Below are 17,337 nucleotides of genomic sequence, written 5' to 3' on the forward strand. Positions count from 1 at the left end.
ATTGGTCGTACAGGTGCGCAATACTTTGGAAACATCGATCGACCAGCGAGGCGGCGGAAGTGCCGAGCCCCGATACGATGAGCGCATGGCCCGATCGAACCGGCAGCGAACCAGTCGCCGCGCCGTCTACGAGACGCTGCGCCGCAAGGTGCTGACCCTTGAGCTCCCGCCGGGAGCGGCGCTGTCCGAGAACGAGCTCGGGGCGTCCCTCGGGGTGAGCAGGACCCCGGTCAGGGAGAGCCTGATCCTGCTGTCCCAGGAAGGCCTGGTGCAGATCTTCCCGCAGGTCGGGTCCTTCGTCTCGCGCGTCGACCCGGCCAAGGTGGCCGACGCGCAGTTCCTGCGGGAGGCCGTGGAACTGGCCGCCCTGGACGACCTCCCGGCCGAGCTCGACCCCGAGCTGGTCGAGGAGCTGCGCCACAACCTCGCGGAGCAGCGCCGGCCCGGCCTGGGCCTGGAGGACTTCTTCGAGCTGGACGAGGCCTTCCACCACACCCTGCTGCGGCTGAGCGGCCACGGCAGCGCCTGGGCCACCGTGGTCTCGGCCAAGGGCCACCTCGACCGGGCGCGCCGGCTCGGCCTCTACGAGACCGCCTCGCCGGAGGGGTTCGCCGCGCAGCACGTCGAGATCTTCGACGCGGTCCTCGCGGGCGACGCCGCACTGGTCCGCTCCGCCATGCGCACCCACCTCCGCGCCGTCTTCGACGACGTCGAACGCGTCCGCGCCCGCTCCCCCGAACTCTTCGCCACGGACACCGGCTCCGTCCCCGTACGCCGCAACGTCGTCGTCTGGGAGTGACGGGCCGGCCTCAGCGGGGCCGTACGGGGCGCGGCAGCGCCGCGGCGCGGGTGGCCAGAGTACGGCGGCAGACCTTGCCGGTCGGACCGAGCGGCATCTCGTCGACGCGGAGCAGGAGTTCGGGGAGTTTGCGGCGCTCCAGGCCGCGGTCCTCCAGGAAAGCGGCGAGCGCGGGCAGCGTGAGCGCGGGCGCGCCGGGCACCCCGCGGACGCAGGCGCACAGCCGCTCGCCCAGCTCGGGGTCGGGCACGGGGACGCAGACGACCTCGGCGACGGCGGGGTGGGCCGCCACCTCCCGCTCCACCTCGGCCGGGCTGATGTTCCAGCCGCCGCGCACGACGACCTGCCGGAGCCGGCCCAGCACGTGCAGCCGCCCGGCGGCGTCGAGCAGCCCGCGGTCGCCGGTGCGGACCCAGCCCGTCGCGGTGCGGTAGCGCGCGTCGAGGTCCGGGCTTGCTACGTAGCACAGCGGGGTCATCGGCCCCCTGGCGTGGATCTCGCCGGGCTGTCCCGGGCCGAGGGCGGTGCCGTCCTCCGCCGTGATGCGGATCTCCGCGACCGCGGGGTCGGGGCGGCCGGTGCCCGTCTCCGGTGCGAGGCCGGTTGCCGCGGTGTGGCAGTTGACGCCGTCGGAGGAGCCGTACACGGCGATGACCGGCCGCGCGAACCGCCGGCGGCAGGCGTCCGCGGTGGCCTGTGGGAGCGCGGCGCCGCTGGCCACGAGCGCCCGCAGGCCGCTGAAGTCCTCGTCGGGGAGCGGTGGGTGGTCGGCGAGGCGGCGGAGCATGGTCGGCACCCCGAGGACGTGCGTCGGGCGGTGCTCGGTGGTCATGCGCAGCGCGCCGGCCGGATCGAAGGCCTCCTGGACGAGGAGGGTGCCGCCGAGCGCGGCGACCGTGACGGGCGTGCCGCACGAGCCGAACGACGAGGCGAGCGGGACGAGGACGAGGTGGCGGGGCGGCGTGTCGTCGGTGTGCAGGGCGCGTACGTACGCGGCCCGGCCGCCCGCCATCGCGTTGTGCGAGTAGGCCACCATTTTCGGCTCGGCCTCGGAGCCGGAGGAGACCAGGATGCGGGCCGGGGACTCGGGGTCCGGGGACGCGGGGTGCCGGTCCGGGGACGGTGGGCCGGGCCGTCCGTCGCCGGGGGAGGGCAGCGGCAGTGCGCCGGGGACGGCGTCGCCGGTGGTGAACACCGCACGTAGGTAGGGCAGTTGGTGCCGCAGTGCGATGTCGGCCGGGGAGGCGAAGACGGCACCGCGGGCCCGGGAGCGGCCGAGCAGAGCGAGCGTGTCGCGGGTGCCGCGGCCCGGCGGGTACGGCAGCGACACCGCGCCGATCGCCGCCACCGCCAGCTCCGCCGCCACCGCGTCCCGCCCGTTGGGCAGCCGGATCGCGACGATGTCCCGTTCGCCCAGGCCGGCGGCGGTGAACGTGTCGGCCACACACTGGACACGGGCGGCGAGCGCCGCGTAGTCCAGGACGCCCGCCGCGTCGATGACGGCCTCCCGGCGGGGGTGCCGGCGGGCGTGCTCGGCGAAGAGCGCGTACAGATCACGGTCCGGGCAGCGGCCCTCGGCGACCCACGCGCGGCGGTACCGCCCCGGCACCAGGTCGCGGACGGCGACCCCGTCCCGCGAGGTCCACACCGTCGCCGGCGCTTCCGCGGTGGTCATGTGAACTCCCAAGGAGTGCGCGGGAACACGTGCTCCGCACGGGCGAGGGCCCGGCGGAAGGCCGGGGCGCGGGGCAGGTCCCGCAGGTCGGTGCAGACCGGCGTCGCCGTCAGCCCCGCCTCGCGCAGCAGCGGCGACCAGTGGCCCGTCGGCCGCAACCGGAAGCGGAGCAGCGTCGTGGCGATGTCCGCCGACGCACCCGGGCCGGTGAGCCGCGCGACCCGCTCCGGACGGGCGCGGGCGCCGGGCCCCAGCGCGAGGTACCCGTCCGCGGTACGCAACGGGTGGTCCAGCGGCGTCCATTCCACCCGCCGGCGGCGGCGGGGGATCACCGCGGCGGCGGACAGCAGCGAGGAGTCCACGCGCCCGCCGTAACCGGTACGGATACGGGTCAGCAGCGCCGCCAGCACCCCCTGTGCCGACACCAGCCCGCCGAGCACGTCGGTGAGCGTCATCAGGGAGGGCACGGGCAGCTCGTCGGCGGGCCGGAGCGCCGCCGCCAGGCCGCTGCGGGCCTGCACCAGATAGTCGGTGCCGACCGGCGGCCGGGGCCCGAGCGCGTCACCCCAGCCCGACGCCCAGGCGTACACCAGGCCGGGGCGGGTACGACGCAGGTCGTCGGCGTCCAGCCGCAGCTGCGCCGCCTTGCCCGGCGCCCAGTTGTGCAGGAAGACATCGGCCCGCGCGACGAGGTCGTGGACCTCGCGCCGGCCGGCGTCGGTGGTGAGGTCGATCTCCGCCACGGTCTTGTCCGCGTTGAGCGCGCTGAACCGCGCCGAGCAGGTCCCCGCCATCGGCGGAATGCCGCGCATCGGGTCGCCGCCCGGCGGTTCGACACGCATCACCTGCGCGCCCAGCAACCGCAGGACGTGCCCGGCGAGCGGCCCCTGCACCCGCCGGGTGGACTCCACGACGCGCAGGCCGTCGAGCGGCCGCTCCACCGCCGGCCGGACCCGGCCGGCCGCCCGCTCCGGGAACGGCGCCCGGGTCCACGGCCGGATGCCCATCGGCGGGAACGGATCCTCCCGTACGGTCACCACGCTGATGCCCGCCCGGCCGGCCGCCTGCCGTACGGTCCGGAACGACGCCTGCGCCACCGCCTCGTGCAGCGCGAGGGGCAACGGGCAGGTGGCGGTGGCGAAGCGCTGCTGGAAGGGGAGCCAGCCGCGGCTGATGTCGGCCGACGGCGCGCCGAGCAGCCGCCAGAAGTCCTGCCAGCGGTGCGGATCCAGCGTCTCGAACTCGAAGAGCACCCCGTCCGACGTGGTCCACGAGCAGTCGCCCGGCTCCAGGGGCTCGGGCGATCCGTCGTCGGCGGTCGCGGCGGCGAGGTACTGCGCGACCGTGAGCAGCGCGGCCTGCGCGACCGAGGTACGGACCCCGTGCAGCGCGAGGCCACGGGCGCGCGCGATCAGGACGGCCAGGGCGCCCTGGGCGGCCAGCACGCCGGCCACGGCCGAGGCGTAGTCGACGGCGAGCGGCGTGGGCCGGCCCGCCGCGCGGCCGTGCACGTGCATGAGGCCGCAGGCCGCCTGCACGGCGCGTTCCTCCGCCAGCGGCAGGTCGACCGGGCCCGCCCAGTCGATCTCGTACGGGGGCCGGCCGGCCCGGGGCGCGTCCGCGAGGTCCAGGGCGCGGGCCGCGACGCGCCCGGCGACCGTCGCTTCGTTGTGCGGCACGGACCCGGTCATGAGCCCGCCCCGGGCGCGGGACGGCGGCCCTGCGTCGAGTACAGGATGCTGGACGCCGCGCGGAAGGCCGGGTCCTGCATCAGGGCCCTGACCGCCGCCAGGTCCGTGTCGGTCAGCCCCTCGGCGAGCAGTCTGTCGCGCAGGTGGTACGTGTGGTGCAGCTGGAGCCGGAGGCCCGCCGACCGGGCGTGCCGCAGCTCGATGTGGGGCAGCGGATCGATGTCGACGAGCCCGGCGGCCCGCATGGCGGCCGGTACCCGGCGCCCCCAGTGCGGGTCGCCGCCGCCGGCCCGCATCGCCGCCGCCTTGGCCCGCAGGAACGCGGAGTACAGCTCGGCGGCGCGGGCGTCCGGGGCGAGCAGCGGCGGTTCGTAGGAGGTGTCGAACTCGTCGATCTGGAGCACGCCGCCCGGCTTGAGCGCGCGGACCAGCTTGTCGAGCACGGCCAGCCGCTCCGGGAGGTGCTGCAGGACGAGGCGGGCCACGACGAGGTCGAAGGCCGCTTCGGGCAACGGGTCGGTGACCACGTCGTGCCGGCGTACCGTCAGGAGCGGCGTCGCGGGAATGTGGTGCGGCTTGACGTCGGTGGCCGTCACCTCGCCGGTCGGTGCGACGCGGGCGGCCAGCCAGCGTGCCACGCTCCCGCCGCCCGCCCCGATCTCCAGGCACCGCCAGCCGTCCCCGACGCCCGTCGCGGCCAGCCGCTCCAGGGTCACCGGGTCGTACGCGGCGGCCAGGCAGCGGTGCTGCTCCCGGCTGTGCGTGCTGTCGTTGTCGAAGACGTAACCGGGCACGGTGTCCAGGGCCTGGCGCAGGGTGCTCCCCACCTCTCTGCGGTACATGGCTTCGCTCCTCTCCCCGTCGGCGGCCCGGTCAGGTCCACCGGCCGGAACCGCAGGTGTCCGCACGGCCGGTGAGCCGCCGCCGCAGGGCGCCGCGACGTACCTTGCCCGTGCCCGTGCGCGGGATCTCGTCCCAGGTCAGGACGGTGGGCGGGCGCAGCGCCGGGAGGCCGACCACCGCCTCCGCCCAGCGGGCGGGGTCCAGCGTGCCGTCCGCGGTGACCACGACGGGCAGCGGCGGCTCGCCGGGGGCCGCGAGCAGTACGCACTCCAGGACCTCCGGGAGCCGGTCCTCCACGGCGTCCTCCGTGGCCAGGCAGCTGAGCCGGTGGCCGCGGTCGACCTCGCGGTCGAGGAGCCGGACGCTGCCGTCGCGGTGCCGGACGCCGAGGTCGCCGGTGTTCCACCAGGTGCCGTGCTGTTTCGCCGCCCAGCGGCCGTCCTCGCCGACGTACGCGAGACCCCGTGCCGCCGTCCTGACCAGCACCAGGCCCTCCCGCCCGCGCGGCAGGGGGGCGAGCGTGTCCGCGTCGACCACGCGCAGCCGGGTCTTGAACGGGACGGGGCGGCCGAGGTTGCGGGCGCCCGCACCGGCGGGGGCGCCGTCCGCCACGGCGCGGCGGGTGTGGAAGCGGAACGTCAGCGGGCCGGTCTCGGTCTGGCCCCAGCCCTGCATCCACAGCGGTGCGCGGATCCGGCTCGCCTGCAAGTACGCGCGGAGGGTGGGCGGATGCACCGCGTCGTAGGTGCTGATGTAGAGCCGGACGTCGCGGAAGGGGGTGTCCAGGCGCGCGGTGAGCGGCCGGAAGCGGACGAAGGTGGCCGGGAGCGCCTCGACGATCGTGGGCGGCGCCTCCCGCAGCAACGGGTCGACGGCGTCCGGGTCCTGGCCCGTGACGAGGGTGATCCGCCGTGGCGCCAGGCAGAGCGCGCTCGCGGTCCAGCAGAACGTCCGGCCGTGGGAGAACGCGCTCGCGTTCAGGAGCGTGTCACCGCGCCGCACGCCGATCTTCGGGTAGCGCACGGTCTCGAAGCGGGCCAGCTTCCCGATGATGGTGCGGGTCGAGTGGACCACCAGCTTGGGCACGCCCGTCGTGCCGGAGGTGTGGTTGATGATCAGCGGCTCGTCGTCGTGGCGCCGGCGCGGGGCCGGTACCGGGCGCCCCTGGAGGGCTTCCAGGGCGAGGGTGCCCGGTAACTCGCCGTCCAGCAGGACGCAGACACCTGTGGCCGACAGCAGGTCGATCCCCTCGGTGCGGCAACGTTCGAGCAGGCCCGAGGAGGTGACGAGCAGGGCGGGCCGCAGCCGTTCGAGGAGGAGCCCGAGAGCGTCCGGCGGGAGGTCTCCGGAGAGCTGTGCGGGGAGGGCGCCGATGCGTACCGCGGCGCAGGCCAGCAGGTCGTAGTCCCAGTGGTTGTCCTTGACGATCGCGACCCGGTCCCCGGGCCGGGCGCCCGCGGCGGCCAGCCGGCTCGCCATGTCCTGGACCAGCGCGGCCAGCCCGGCGACGGAGTGCGCCGTACCGGTCTCCGGCGCGATGTCGAACGGCCGGTCCAGCCGGATCACCGTGTCGTGGCCCCGCTCGGCGCACTCGTCGAACAGGACCCCCATGTCATGCGGCTTCATGCGTCGTCCTCCGGTCGGTCGCGTCGTTCGGGCGGGGGCCGCGCAGCCGGCTGAGCACCCGGGAGGCGGCGAGTGCCGCGGCGCGCACGGCGCCCTCGGAGGACGGCCGCAGCATCACCCAGTCGCCCGCGTACTCCACGGGCCCGGTCGCGCGGGCCATGAAGCGTGCGCGACGGCCCAGCGCCGCGGGGGTGGCCTCCGGCAGGCCGTGCCGGAACGCGTGGACGAAGCTCTGCGCGCCGGTGCTCGCCAGTCCCGGTACGTAGCGCCGCGCTGCCGTGGTGAGGCGTTCGACGACCTCCCGGTGCGGTGCTGTGAGCAGTTCGGGGACGGTGCGGGGGTCGGCCAGGAGCGTCAGCAGCCCCTTGCCGGCCGGTGCCCGCGCCGGGTGCTTGACGTGGTCCGCGATGATGCCGGAGAGCGTGCCGTCCGCCGCGTCCGGCGTGAGGAGGAGGTACAGCGGCCGGTTGCCCGCCGCCGGGGCGAGCGGGCGGTCCAGCAGGCAGCTCACCTTCAAGGTGGGCGTGAAGGTGCAGGCGGAGAGGTAGGCGGCCACGTCCGGCGCCGGGTTGGCGTGCAGCCGGACGGCGACCGGCGCCGGTACGCACAGCACCGCGGCGCGTGCCGTGACGACCTCGCCGCCGATGCGTACGCCCGCCGAGTCCCGGTCGGTGACGACCTCGTGCACCTCGCTGCCGGTCACCACGTCGAGGTCGGCGGCGAGCGCACGGGCGAGCCGGTCCATGCCGTCCGCGTACGTACGCCACCCCGAGGGTGGGCCCACCTCCCGCAGCAGGCTCAGCATCGGGGCCGCGGCGGAGCGCGCGGTGTCCCAGCCGAAGAAGCATCCTGCGACCGGCTGGAGGAGGTAGTCGTGCAGGTCGGGGTGGTAGCGCCCGGCCAGCTCCCGGAGGGTGATGCCGCCCAGCGGGGTCCGCTCGGGGTGGTCGGTGTCGAACTCCGCGCCGTGGCGGGCCAGCAGGCCGAGCAGACGGGCCAGGTCCAGCCGCGCACGCGGGCCGAGCCCGGCACCGGCGAGCACCGCCGAGGGCTCCGCCAGGCCCGGCCGGGCCCTCCCGGCGCGCCACACCGCGAGCCGGCCGCCGAGCGGCGCCACCTCCTCGCGCGATAGGCCCAGTCGCTCGATCAGCTCCCAGGTGGCGCGGTAGCCCTGCCGGGAGATCTGTTCGGCGCCCTCGTCGACGGTGTAGCCGGCGTGCCGGAAGCTGTGCATCCGGCCGCCGACGTGCCGCTGCTCCTCGTACACCCGCACCGTCAGTCCGGCCCGCCGCAGTTCGTGCGCGGTGGCCAGGCCCGCGATGCCGGCGCCGATCACGGCCACGTCCAGGTCCGGCCTCATGCGACCGCCCCCGAGGCGATGAGGAGGTTCGCGGCGATCAGGAGGGCGACGCTCACCCGGTGCACCGCGAACCCGGTCTTCCGGGCCCGCATGATGTCGCCGCGCACGAAGCCGGTGACGAACTGCTTCGTCCGCAGCGCCGTCGCCGGGAGCATCAGGAGCACGAACCACCACGGGGCGATCCCGGCGGCCGAGGCGACCGCGCCGATCAGGAACTCGGCGGCCGACAGACAGCCGATGAAGACCGCGTTGCCGCGCTCCGACACCAGGGCCGCCACGGTCGGCCGGTGCACGGCGCGGTCGCCCTCGACGTCGTTGGTGTTGGAGTACACCCCGAACATCAGCGGCCCGAATCCGAAGAGCACGCCCTGCACGAGGAGAAACCACGAGAAGCGGCCCACGGCGAGGCCGTACGGCGCCACCACCAGCACCACGCCCAGCCAGACCAGGAACGCCTCCTGGAAGCCGTGGTAGCTGAGCTTGAGACCGTAGGAGTACTGGAGGGAGACCACGAACAGCGCCGCGGTGAGCACCACCGCCCACAGCGGCCGGTGCGGGGCGACGGCCACGGCGCCCGCCCACAGGACCGCGCCGGCCAGCGCCGTCGCCCAGGCGAAGGACAGTGCTTGACGCACCGTCAGGGTGCCGGCCACCAGTGGCTTGCGGAGCTTGTTGCGGAGTGGGTTGTCCGGGCCGTAGTTGGCGGTGTCGCTGCCGTCCCGGAAGCCGGTCACGTCGTCCAGGGCGACCATCGCCATGATCACGCACACCTGACCGAGCAGGAACAGCACCAGCATCGTGGCGGTGGCCGGGCCGGACCGCGCGAGGGGCGGCAGCACGGCGGCGAGCACCACCAGGATGCTCAAGTAGTAGTCGAAGACGTCGAGTTTGCCCAACCGGGCGTAGCTGCGGAGCCGGTGCTCCGCCCGGCCGGCACCGGCCGATCGCAGGCCGGCCTGGAAGTCGTGGGGGGGCATCGGCTTGCTCCTTCCGCTCAGGTGCCCGCGAACGCGCACACGGCGTCGGCGACGTACTCCACGTCCGCGTCCGACAGCCGGTGGTGCACGGGCAGTGACAGGGCGCGCCGGCCGGCCCGTTCGGCGTGCGGCCAGCGGTCCCCGGGCGCGGCGAACACCGCGAACGCCGGCTGCAGCGGCAGCGGCAGGGGGTAGTACGCGTGGCAGTCGATGCCCCGCTCGCGCAGGTGCTCCGTCAGCGCCTGCCAGCGGTCCGCGAGCACCGTGTAGACGTAGTGGCACCGGCCGTCCTTGCCGGCGGGCGGCGGGACGATCCCGCGCTCGGCGAGCGGCGCGAACCGCTCGGTGTAGTACGCGGCGACGGCGGCGCGCCGCTCCAGCCGGTCCGGCAGCCCGCCGAAGCGGTGCACCTGGAAGGCCGCCTGGATCTCGTCGAACCTGCTGTTCCGGCCGATGACGTGGTGCAGGAAGCGGTGGCTGCCGTCCTGCCCGTGGTTGCGCAGCATCCGTACCCGCTGCCCGATGCCCGCGTCCCGGGTCACCACCACGCCGCCCTCGCCGGGCATCCCGAAGGACTTCACCTGCACGAACGAGAACACCCCGGCCTCACCCCACAGCCCGGCGGGCGTGCCGTCGAGCACCGCGCCCTGCGCGACGGCGGAGTCCTCGATCAGCCGGACGCGGTGGAGCCGCGCCATCTCGGCGAAGGCCGGCATGTCGGCCATGACGGAGAACACGTGCGCCGGCATGATCGCCTTGGTGCGCGCGGTGATCCGACGCTCCACCTCCACGGGGTCGGCGACCATCGTGTGCGGGTGGATGTCGGCGAAGACCGGGGCGGCGCCGAGCTGGACGACGGACGCGGCGAGCGGGGCGCAGCCGAAGGCCGGCACCACCACTTCGTCGCCCGGGCCCACCCCCACCGCGGTGAGCGCCAGATCCAGTGCCGAGGTGCCGCTGGAGCACGCGACCACATCCGCCGCACCGAGGGACTCCTGCAGCAGCCGCTCGAACCTGCGGGTGTGTTCCCCCAGGATGAAGCGCTGCCCCGGCGACAAGCCGAGCTCCAGCAGGAGGTCGAGCAGAACCGTACGGTCGTCCTCGAAGAGATCCGGCGGGAAGAACGGAATACGCGAACCGGCGGTCATTCCGGCCTCCCTCGGTAGAAGGCGCCGATCGCCTCGCAGACCCGGTCGAGCTGCCGCTCGGAAAGATCCGGGTGGAAAGGCAGCGCCATCGCGTGCCGGCTCGCCGCCTCCGCATTCGGGAAGTCGCCCGGCGAATGGCCCGTTTCCGTGAAGCAGGGCTGCAGAGGCAGCGGGGTCGGATAATAGACTTCGGTACCGATGCCGTGCCGGGCGAGGTGCCGGACCAGTTCGTCCCGGCGCTCCACCTCGATGAGGTAGACGTAGAAGACATGCGCGGAACCGGGCCCGCGGTCGACCACTTCGGGCAGCCGGCGGACGCCGGGAATTCCGGCGAGCCGTTCCCGGTAAAGCGCGGCCAGTTCGGCGCGGCGGCGGATGCCGGAGTCCAGTCGGGTCAGCTTGGCCAGCAGGACGGCGGCCTGGATGTCGTCCATCTTGCTGTTCACCCCGGGCAGCGCGCTCGGGGTGGAGATCGCGGGGAAGTCGTCCAGGGTGCGGCCGAGCCGCCCGTGGTGGCGCAGGCCGGAGACCAGCTCCGCCGTCCCGGGGTCGTCGGTGAGCACGGCCCCGGCGTCGCCCAGCGCCCCGAGCGTCTTGCTCGGGAAGAACGACAGCACCCCGCCGGCGCCGTGCAGGCCCGCGTGCACCCCGCGCTGCCGCATGCCGATCGCCTCGGCGCTGTCCTCCACCAACACCAGCCCGTGACGTGCGGCGACGGCCGTCAGCGCGGCCATGTCCGCCATCTGATGGAAGAGGTGCGCGGGCATCATGAAGTGGCTGGCCGGGGTGACGGCCGCGGCCAGCGCCGCGGGATCCATGGCGTACGTCACCGGGTCGATGTCGACGAACTGCGGCCGGCCGCCCGCCAGTACCACGGACGTGGCGGTGGCCGCGAAGGAGTACGCGGGCACCAGGACGCCGTCGCCGGGCCGGATGCCGCAGGCACGTAGGAGCAGCACCAGCGCGTCCGTCCCGCTGTTCACTCCGATCACGTAACGGGCCCCGGTGAACTCGCACAACGCCTTTTCCAACTCCGCCACCTGGCGGCCGTGCGAGAATTTCCCGTTGGCGAAGACCTCGTTCACCCGGCGCTCGATCAACGGCCACAGCCGGGCGAATGTCGGCGCCTGCGAGAAGAATGGGACTGTATGACAATGCACTTGAGAGGATGCCGCGCTGTCATCGGTCGTACCGCGGCGATCCATGCCGAGAGATACCTCGACCACCCCCTGGGACGCTTTCGGCGGTTTCCCGCAGGGTGAGGCTCCCCGTTTCGCCGCGGCCGACACGCTTTCCCTGTCATATTCACACTTTGCGGTAAGCCCTCTTCATATTTCTTGACTCGCCGAATGGCGGCACGGAGCATTCGCTTGTCCGATGAACGGCGCGTACGCCGCGCACGCCGCGCACCGCTATGGGAGGAAGATGCTGCAGCCCCTCGTGATCGGGCTGGGCCGTTCCGGAGCCGGACTCCACGCAAAGGCTCTCGCACGCCTGGCCGCATCGCCCGAAGCCCCGTTGCGCACCGGCCCCTTGGTGGCCTGCGACCCCCGCCCGGAGGCCGGCCGCGGCCTGACCGGAGTGACGGTCACCCGCACGCTCGCCGACGCCGTCCGACTCGTCGCCCCGCAGCACACCGTCGTCCACGTCTGCACGCCACCGGCGTCCCGCACGCCCGTCCTCGCCGAACTCGCAGCGCTGGGCTTCCGCAGATTCCTGGTGGAGAAGCCCCTCGCGGCCGACCGCGCGGCCCTCGACGACATCGTCCGGCTGCGCCGCCACCACGACCTCGACCTCGTCGTCGTGAGCCACTGGCTGGCCGCCGCCCTGACCGGCCGACTGCGCGAACTGGTCCGCGAGCGCCCGTACGGCGCCCTGCGGCACCTCGCCTTCGCCCAGCACAAACCGCGCTTCGTACGGACCTTCACCAGCGAAGGCCATCCGACCGCCTTCGACGTCGAGATCCCGCACTCCCTCGGCGTCGCCCTCGACCTGGCAGGGCCCGCCGAACTGGGCGACGCGCACTGGAGCGACCTGCGCTGCGAGGACGGCGTACGCCGCTTCATGGGCAGCGCCCGGCTCACCCTCCGCCACCACTCCGGCGTACGGACCGAGATCACCTCCGACCTCGCCTCGCCCGTTCAACAGCGCAGCGTCACCCTGCAGTTCGAGCGGTCCGCGGTCACCGGCCACTACCCCCTCAGCGAGCACGACGACCACGCCCAGCTCGTGCTCCCGGACGACCCGCACGGCCCCCGCGTCTTCCACGACGACGCGCTCACGGCCTTCATACGCCGCACCTACCAGGACTTCGCGGCGGGCCGCCGGAACCACTCCACCGTGCCGTACGACGTGGTCCGCCTGCTGTGCGCGGCGAAGGACCACTGCCGGGCCGCCGAACGCACGCCGGCGGGGGAGACCCCGGCCGTCCCGACCACGGAGGAACAACATGTGCGGTGAACCCCCCTTCCCCCGAAGCCGGCTGGCCGGCATCGGCGACGAGGCGGCCCGCTCCCTCGACGGGCAGCTCGCCGCGCTCGGCCGGCTGGGCTGGGGCGCGCTGGAGCTGCGCACCGTCGACGGCGAGGCCGTGGCCGACCTCGATGCCGGAACGTTCCGCGGCGTCGCCACGCGCATCCGGGACGCCGGACTCGGTGTGGTCTGCCTCGCCTCGCGCATCGGCAACTGGGCCCGCCCGATCACCGCCCCCTTCGCCGACGACCTCGCCGAACTGGACACGCTGGCCGAACGGTGCGCAGCGCTGGACTGCCGGTACGTCCGGATCATGTCCTACCCCGACGACGGACTCACCGAGCCCGAATGGGCCGCCCGCGCCATCGACCGCGTCGGCCGCCTCGCCGACCGGGCCGAACAGGCCGGCCTCACCCTCCTGCACGAGAACTGCGCGGGCTGGGCCGGCGACCGCGCCGACCGCATGCTGCGCCTGGTGCGCGAGGTCGGCAGCCCCGCCCTGCGCCTCCTCTTCGACACCGGCAACGGCGTCCCGCACGGCTACGAAGCCTTCGGCACCCTGGAGAAGGTGCTGCCGCACGTCGCCCACGTACACGTCAAGGACGCCGTACGGGCACCGGACGGCACGGTGACCTACACCCTGCCCGGCGACGGCCGGGCCCGCGTCGCCGACTGCCTGCGGCTGCTCCTGGAGACCGGCTACCCCGGCACCTTCTCCCTCGAACCGCACCTCGCCGTCCGACCGCACGAAGGGATGCCGGCGCGGGACGGCGCCGAGGCCCCGTTCGTCGAGGCCGGGCGGCGCCTGGAGCAGGTGCTGGCCCGGCTGGCCCCGTACGCGCGGCCGGTCGCCGTCCCGGAAGGAGCCCGCCGATGACCGGCCGCACCCTGCTCCGGCCCGCCGACCACGACCTGCTCCTGCGGCTGCTGCGCACCCCGACCGCCGGCCCCCTGGAGGCCGGCCCCGAGGGCGAGCCGGCGCGGCTGTGGGAGGCACAGCGTGCGTACGCGCGCGCCGCCGGCGAGTTCGGCATGCGGGCCGTGCACCACGCCCCGCCGTCCGCCGGCTGCCTGGACCGCCCGGACGTGCCCGCCGGCGTACGCCGGGCCGCCGCCGTCGACCCCGGCTTCCTCGACGCGCAGCCCAGCCTCGTCCTGCGCCTGGGGCCCGCCCTGCCCGTGGCGTCGACCGTGATGTGCAACGTCCACCTCGACACGGTCGCCGGGCAGGAACCGGTGGGCTTCGACGGCCACCGCTTCACCGGGCGCGGCGCGGTGGACGCCAAAGGACCCGCGGTGGCCCTGCTCGCCGGCGTCCGAGCGGCGGCGGCAGCGGAACCCTCGCTCGGCCGGGACACCGCCGTCCTCGTCCAGGCCGTCGCCGGGGAGGAGGGCGGCGCGATGGGCACGTACGGGACCCGGCCGCTGATCGAGGCCGGGTACCACGGGCGCCTCAACCTCTTCTGCGAACCGACCGGGCTGCGCTACCTCCCCAGGTCCACGGCCTCGATGACGGCGCGGATCACCGTCGACGGGCAGGACGCGATCGACGACCGCCCCGACGCCGGGCACAACGCCACCGTCCTCCTCGGCTTCCTGGCCCAGCACCTGGCCGCCGCCCTGGACGGCGCGCTGCCGGACGGCCGGGTCTGCGTCGCGGGGCTGCACACCGGCCATCGCCACAACCGCGTCCACGGCAGCGGGCAGCTGCTCCTCAACCTCTCCTACGCGCGCACGGCCGACGGCACGGCCCTGGAGCACGCGGTCGCCGAAGCCCTCGACGCCGGACTCCGCGCCTTCGCCGAACGCTTCCGCCGCACCCGGGAGTTCGCCCGTACGGCCGCCGACGCGCCCCGCGTCACCCGACTCACCTGGGACAAACGCGGACTGCCGGGCCTGGCGGACGCCGACCCGTGGGCCGAAGCGCTCCTCGCGGAGGCGGGGGTACGCCGATGGCCCGCCGACGAACCGGCGTTCACCTGCGACGCCCTCTGGATGGCGGACCGCCCCGGCGCCTTCACCGCGATCCTCGGCCCCGGCTCCCTCGACACCCACCACGCACACGCGAGAGGGGAGTTCATCGACCTCGCCGACCTGGAGGACTTCGCCGCCACCGTGTCCGCCGTGCTCACGGCCTTCGCCCGAGACCCGGCCCGAAGTACCGACCACCGCGCCGCCCAACAGCAAGGGAGCCCCGCGTGACCCTGCCCCGGCAACACCGGACACCCCAGCCCCCGGTACCGGTCGACCACGACGTCCTGCGCGCCGCCGTCACCGACCGCTTCGCCTCCTACGGCATCCCGCACCGGCGCGCCCGTACCGCCGCCACCGCCCTCTGCCACGGCGACCTCACCGGCCTGGACTCGCACGGCGTCTTCAACCTCGGCCGCCTCTACCTCCCCCTCCTGGACAGCGGCCGGGCCGACCCGGTGGCCGAACCGGCGACGCTCACCGACCTCGGTGCCTGCGTCGTCCTGGACTCCCGCCGCGCGCTCGGGCTGTGGGCCGCGGCCGAGGCGATGGACCTCGCGGTCGAACGGGCCGGGCTGTACGGCATCGGCCTGGTGTCGGTACGCAATGCCACCCATTTCGGCTGCGCCGGCTTCCACACCGCGCGCGCCGCCGACCAGGGCATGATCGGCGTGCTCGCCGGCAACTGCGGCGGCCAGCGCATCGCCCGGCCGCCGGACGGCAGGCTCGCCCTGCTCGGCACCAACCCGCTCAGCGTCGCCGCGCCCGCCCTCACCGGCCACCCCTTCGTCCTCGACATGAGCACCACGGTCGTGCCCACCGGCCGGATCCGCTCCGCCGCCCGCCGCGGGGAGTCCGTCCCGGAAGGCTGGCTGGTGGACGAGGCGGGTGTGCCACGGACGGACCCGGAGGCCTTCGACCGCGGCGAGGCACACCTGCGGTGGCTCGGCGGCGCACCGGAGACCGGTGCCTACAAGGGCTTCGGGCTCGGCCTCGCGGTCGAACTGCTGGCGGCGCTGCTGCCGGGCGCGGCCGTCGGGCCCGCGCCCGAGGCGCTCCAAGGGGACGGCCGGCCGCACGGCAGCGACGACGACATCGGCTTCCTCGCCCTCGCCGTCGCACCCGAAAAGCTGCGGCCGGACGGCGACTTCGCCGGCGCGGCCCGCGGGCTGTTCGGCACGCTGCTGGCCTGCCCGCCGGTGCACGAAGACCGCCCGGTGCGCTATCCGGGCTGGTGGGAGGCGGAACGCGCACGGACGCGCCGCCGGGAGGGCATCCCCCTCCCGGCCCACCTGCACGAGGAGCTCACCGCCCTCGGCGTCCTCGCCCCGGCGGACGGAGCGGTGCGATGACGCCCCGCCGCACCGGTGTGATCGGGCTCGGCGCGATCTCCCGGTACTACCTCGCCGCGCTCGACCGGCTGCCCGGCTGGACCCTGGCGGCCGTGTGCGACGCGCGGCCGGACGCCTTGGCCCCGCACCGCGGTCGCGTGCCCTGCCACACCGAGCACCGCGCGCTGCTGGCGGAGCCGGGCCTGGACGCCGTGGTCGTCGCCGTACCGAACCACGCACACGCCGGGATCTGCGCGGACGCGCTGCGCGCCGGCCTCCCGGTCTGTGTCGAGAAACCGCTCGCCCTGCACGCGGCGGAGGGGCGCGAGCTGGCCGCGCTGGCCCGGGAGCGGGCGGTCCCGCTCTTCACCGCGTTCCACCGCCGCTACAACGACGGCGTGCGGCAGCTGCGGCGGGACCTGGCCGCGGCGCGGGCGCCCGTCGCCTCGGTCCGGGTCCGCTACCTCGAACGCATCGAGGAACACATCGCGGGCGACACCTGGTACCTCGACCCCCGGCGCTGCGGCGGCGGATGCGTGGCCGACAACGGTCCCAACGCCTTCGACCTCGTACGGCTCCTCCTCGGCGACGTGGCGGTCGACGGGGCGGAGATCACCCGGGACGGCCGGGGCACCGACCGGCAGGCCGTCATCCGGCTGCGCGCCGCGGGCGGGGCCACCGCCACGGTCGAACTGGACTGGTCGTACCCCGGTGAGACCAAGGACATCGAGGTGCGGCTGGCGGACGGCACCGTGCACCGCACCGACATGCTGGCCGGGCACCCGGGCTTCAAGGCGTCGCTGTGGCACGAGTACGAGGGCATCCTCGACGACTTCGCCGCGGCACGCGCGCCGGCGGCCGCCGGGACCGACGACGGGCTCGCCGCGCTGGAACTGGTGGCGGCCGCCTACCGCACCGCACAGGCCGTGCGAGCCGAAGGGGGACGACGATGACCGGTCGGACGTCAGGGGAGGACGGCCCCAAGCGCTCCGTGCGGGGTGACCTGGTGAAGGTCCTGCTGCACCGCCGTACGGACCGCGGCATGACCCTCGAACCGCACGCCAGCCGCTGCGTGCGCCGCGGCGAGGTGCACGAACTGGTCACCACCGACCAGCGGGAGGTCCGTCCGGGCTCCCGCATCGACCGGGTCGGCTTCCTCGGCTTCGTGGAGCTGGCCTGCGCCGGGGTGATCGACCGCGGGGACGACGTGTGGATCGACGGCCTGCGCATCGGCACCGTGGTCGGCTTCGACGCCTGCCACTTCCCGAACCACTACAACATCCTGATCGGCAGCAGCCGGCTCGTCAGCGGCGGCGACCTGGAGCTGTGCCCGGAACTGCCGGTCGCCTTCACCCAGGTACGGCCCGCGACGCCCTGACCGGCGCCGCGACTCCGGCACACACCACGGCCGGTGGCCCCTTCCGGGACCACCGGCCGCGCCCGT

At 74.8% G+C, this 17,337-nt stretch carries 15 protein-coding genes; 7 read left to right on the top strand and 8 right to left on the bottom strand.

Features of this window, described 5'->3' with window-relative positions; all coding sequences use genetic code 11:
• Positions 1–85 precede the first annotated feature (85 nt).
• A complete protein-coding gene (locus tag IF20_RS07405; protein WP_052864197.1) occupies positions 86–799 on the top strand; it encodes a GntR family transcriptional regulator in 714 nt (237 codons plus the stop codon).
• A gap of 10 nt (positions 800–809) precedes the next feature.
• On the opposite strand, the gene IF20_RS07410 is transcribed toward IF20_RS07405, so the two are convergent.
• Genes IF20_RS07410 through IF20_RS07445 form a run of 8 tightly spaced genes read right to left on the bottom strand, consistent with a single transcriptional unit; the run spans position 810 to position 11,204 of the window.
• Positions 810–2,474: a class I adenylate-forming enzyme family protein gene (locus IF20_RS07410; RefSeq protein ID WP_052864198.1), complete on the bottom strand. Its 1,665-nt coding sequence runs from the start codon at positions 2,472–2,474 to the stop codon at positions 810–812.
• On the bottom strand, positions 2,471–4,165 hold the full coding sequence (locus IF20_RS07415; RefSeq protein WP_052864199.1) for a CoA transferase: 1,695 nt from the start codon (positions 4,163–4,165) through the stop codon (positions 2,471–2,473). Before IF20_RS07415 ends, IF20_RS07410 begins: the two co-directional genes overlap by 4 nt.
• Entirely contained in the window at positions 4,162–5,007 is an 846-nt protein-coding gene (locus tag IF20_RS07420) for a methyltransferase (protein ID WP_052864200.1), read from the bottom strand. The genes IF20_RS07415 and IF20_RS07420 overlap by 4 nt, the downstream gene beginning before the upstream one ends.
• 31 nt (positions 5,008–5,038) lie before the next feature.
• Positions 5,039–6,634, bottom strand: a complete 1,596-nt coding sequence (locus IF20_RS07425; protein ID WP_199896518.1) for a class I adenylate-forming enzyme family protein — start codon at positions 6,632–6,634, stop codon at positions 5,039–5,041.
• Positions 6,621–7,994 (bottom strand): protoporphyrinogen/coproporphyrinogen oxidase, encoded by a 1,374-nt coding sequence (locus IF20_RS07430; protein WP_052864202.1) that lies wholly within the window; start codon positions 7,992–7,994, stop codon positions 6,621–6,623. Before IF20_RS07430 ends, IF20_RS07425 begins: the two co-directional genes overlap by 14 nt.
• Entirely contained in the window at positions 7,991–8,971 is a 981-nt protein-coding gene (locus tag IF20_RS07435; RefSeq protein WP_052864203.1) for a UbiA family prenyltransferase, read from the bottom strand. The genes IF20_RS07430 and IF20_RS07435 overlap by 4 nt, the downstream gene beginning before the upstream one ends.
• Positions 8,972–8,988: 17 nt before the next feature.
• Positions 8,989–10,119, bottom strand: a complete 1,131-nt coding sequence (locus IF20_RS07440) for a DegT/DnrJ/EryC1/StrS family aminotransferase (protein ID WP_052864204.1) — start codon at positions 10,117–10,119, stop codon at positions 8,989–8,991.
• Positions 10,116–11,204: a DegT/DnrJ/EryC1/StrS family aminotransferase gene (locus IF20_RS07445; RefSeq protein ID WP_234426555.1), complete on the bottom strand. Its 1,089-nt coding sequence runs from the start codon at positions 11,202–11,204 to the stop codon at positions 10,116–10,118. Before IF20_RS07445 ends, IF20_RS07440 begins: the two co-directional genes overlap by 4 nt.
• Before the next feature lie 292 nt (positions 11,205–11,496).
• On the opposite strand from IF20_RS07445, the gene IF20_RS07450 reads away from it, so the two are divergent.
• From IF20_RS07450 to IF20_RS07475, 6 genes are read left to right on the top strand one after another with little or no spacing between them, the layout of a single operon-like run.
• A complete protein-coding gene (locus IF20_RS07450) occupies positions 11,497–12,579 on the top strand; it encodes a Gfo/Idh/MocA family oxidoreductase (RefSeq protein WP_199896519.1) in 1,083 nt (360 codons plus the stop codon).
• Complete coding sequence (locus IF20_RS07455) at positions 12,569–13,468, top strand: sugar phosphate isomerase/epimerase family protein (protein WP_052864206.1); 900 nt, start codon at positions 12,569–12,571, stop codon at positions 13,466–13,468. The genes IF20_RS07450 and IF20_RS07455 overlap by 11 nt, the downstream gene beginning before the upstream one ends.
• Complete coding sequence (locus tag IF20_RS39010; RefSeq protein WP_052864207.1) at positions 13,465–14,793, top strand: M20/M25/M40 family metallo-hydrolase; 1,329 nt, start codon at positions 13,465–13,467, stop codon at positions 14,791–14,793. Before IF20_RS07455 ends, IF20_RS39010 begins: the two co-directional genes overlap by 4 nt.
• The gene (locus tag IF20_RS07465) at positions 14,790–15,914 is read left to right on the top strand and encodes an Ldh family oxidoreductase (RefSeq protein ID WP_052864208.1); all 1,125 of its coding nucleotides are present in this window, start codon (positions 14,790–14,792) and stop codon (positions 15,912–15,914) included. The genes IF20_RS39010 and IF20_RS07465 overlap by 4 nt, the downstream gene beginning before the upstream one ends.
• Positions 15,911–16,846 carry a Gfo/Idh/MocA family protein gene (locus IF20_RS07470; RefSeq protein WP_052864209.1) on the top strand — a complete coding sequence of 312 codons (936 nt, stop codon included), beginning with the start codon at positions 15,911–15,913 and terminating at the stop codon, positions 16,844–16,846. The genes IF20_RS07465 and IF20_RS07470 overlap by 4 nt, the downstream gene beginning before the upstream one ends.
• Entirely contained in the window at positions 16,843–17,271 is a 429-nt protein-coding gene (locus tag IF20_RS07475) for a DUF6917 domain-containing protein (RefSeq protein WP_052864210.1), read from the top strand. The genes IF20_RS07470 and IF20_RS07475 overlap by 4 nt, the downstream gene beginning before the upstream one ends.
• Positions 17,272–17,337 lie beyond the last annotated feature (66 nt).

It is taken from the genome of Streptomyces niger (assembly GCF_000718305.1).
In the GTDB taxonomy this organism is placed as follows: domain Bacteria; phylum Actinomycetota; class Actinomycetes; order Streptomycetales; family Streptomycetaceae; genus Streptomyces; species Streptomyces niger.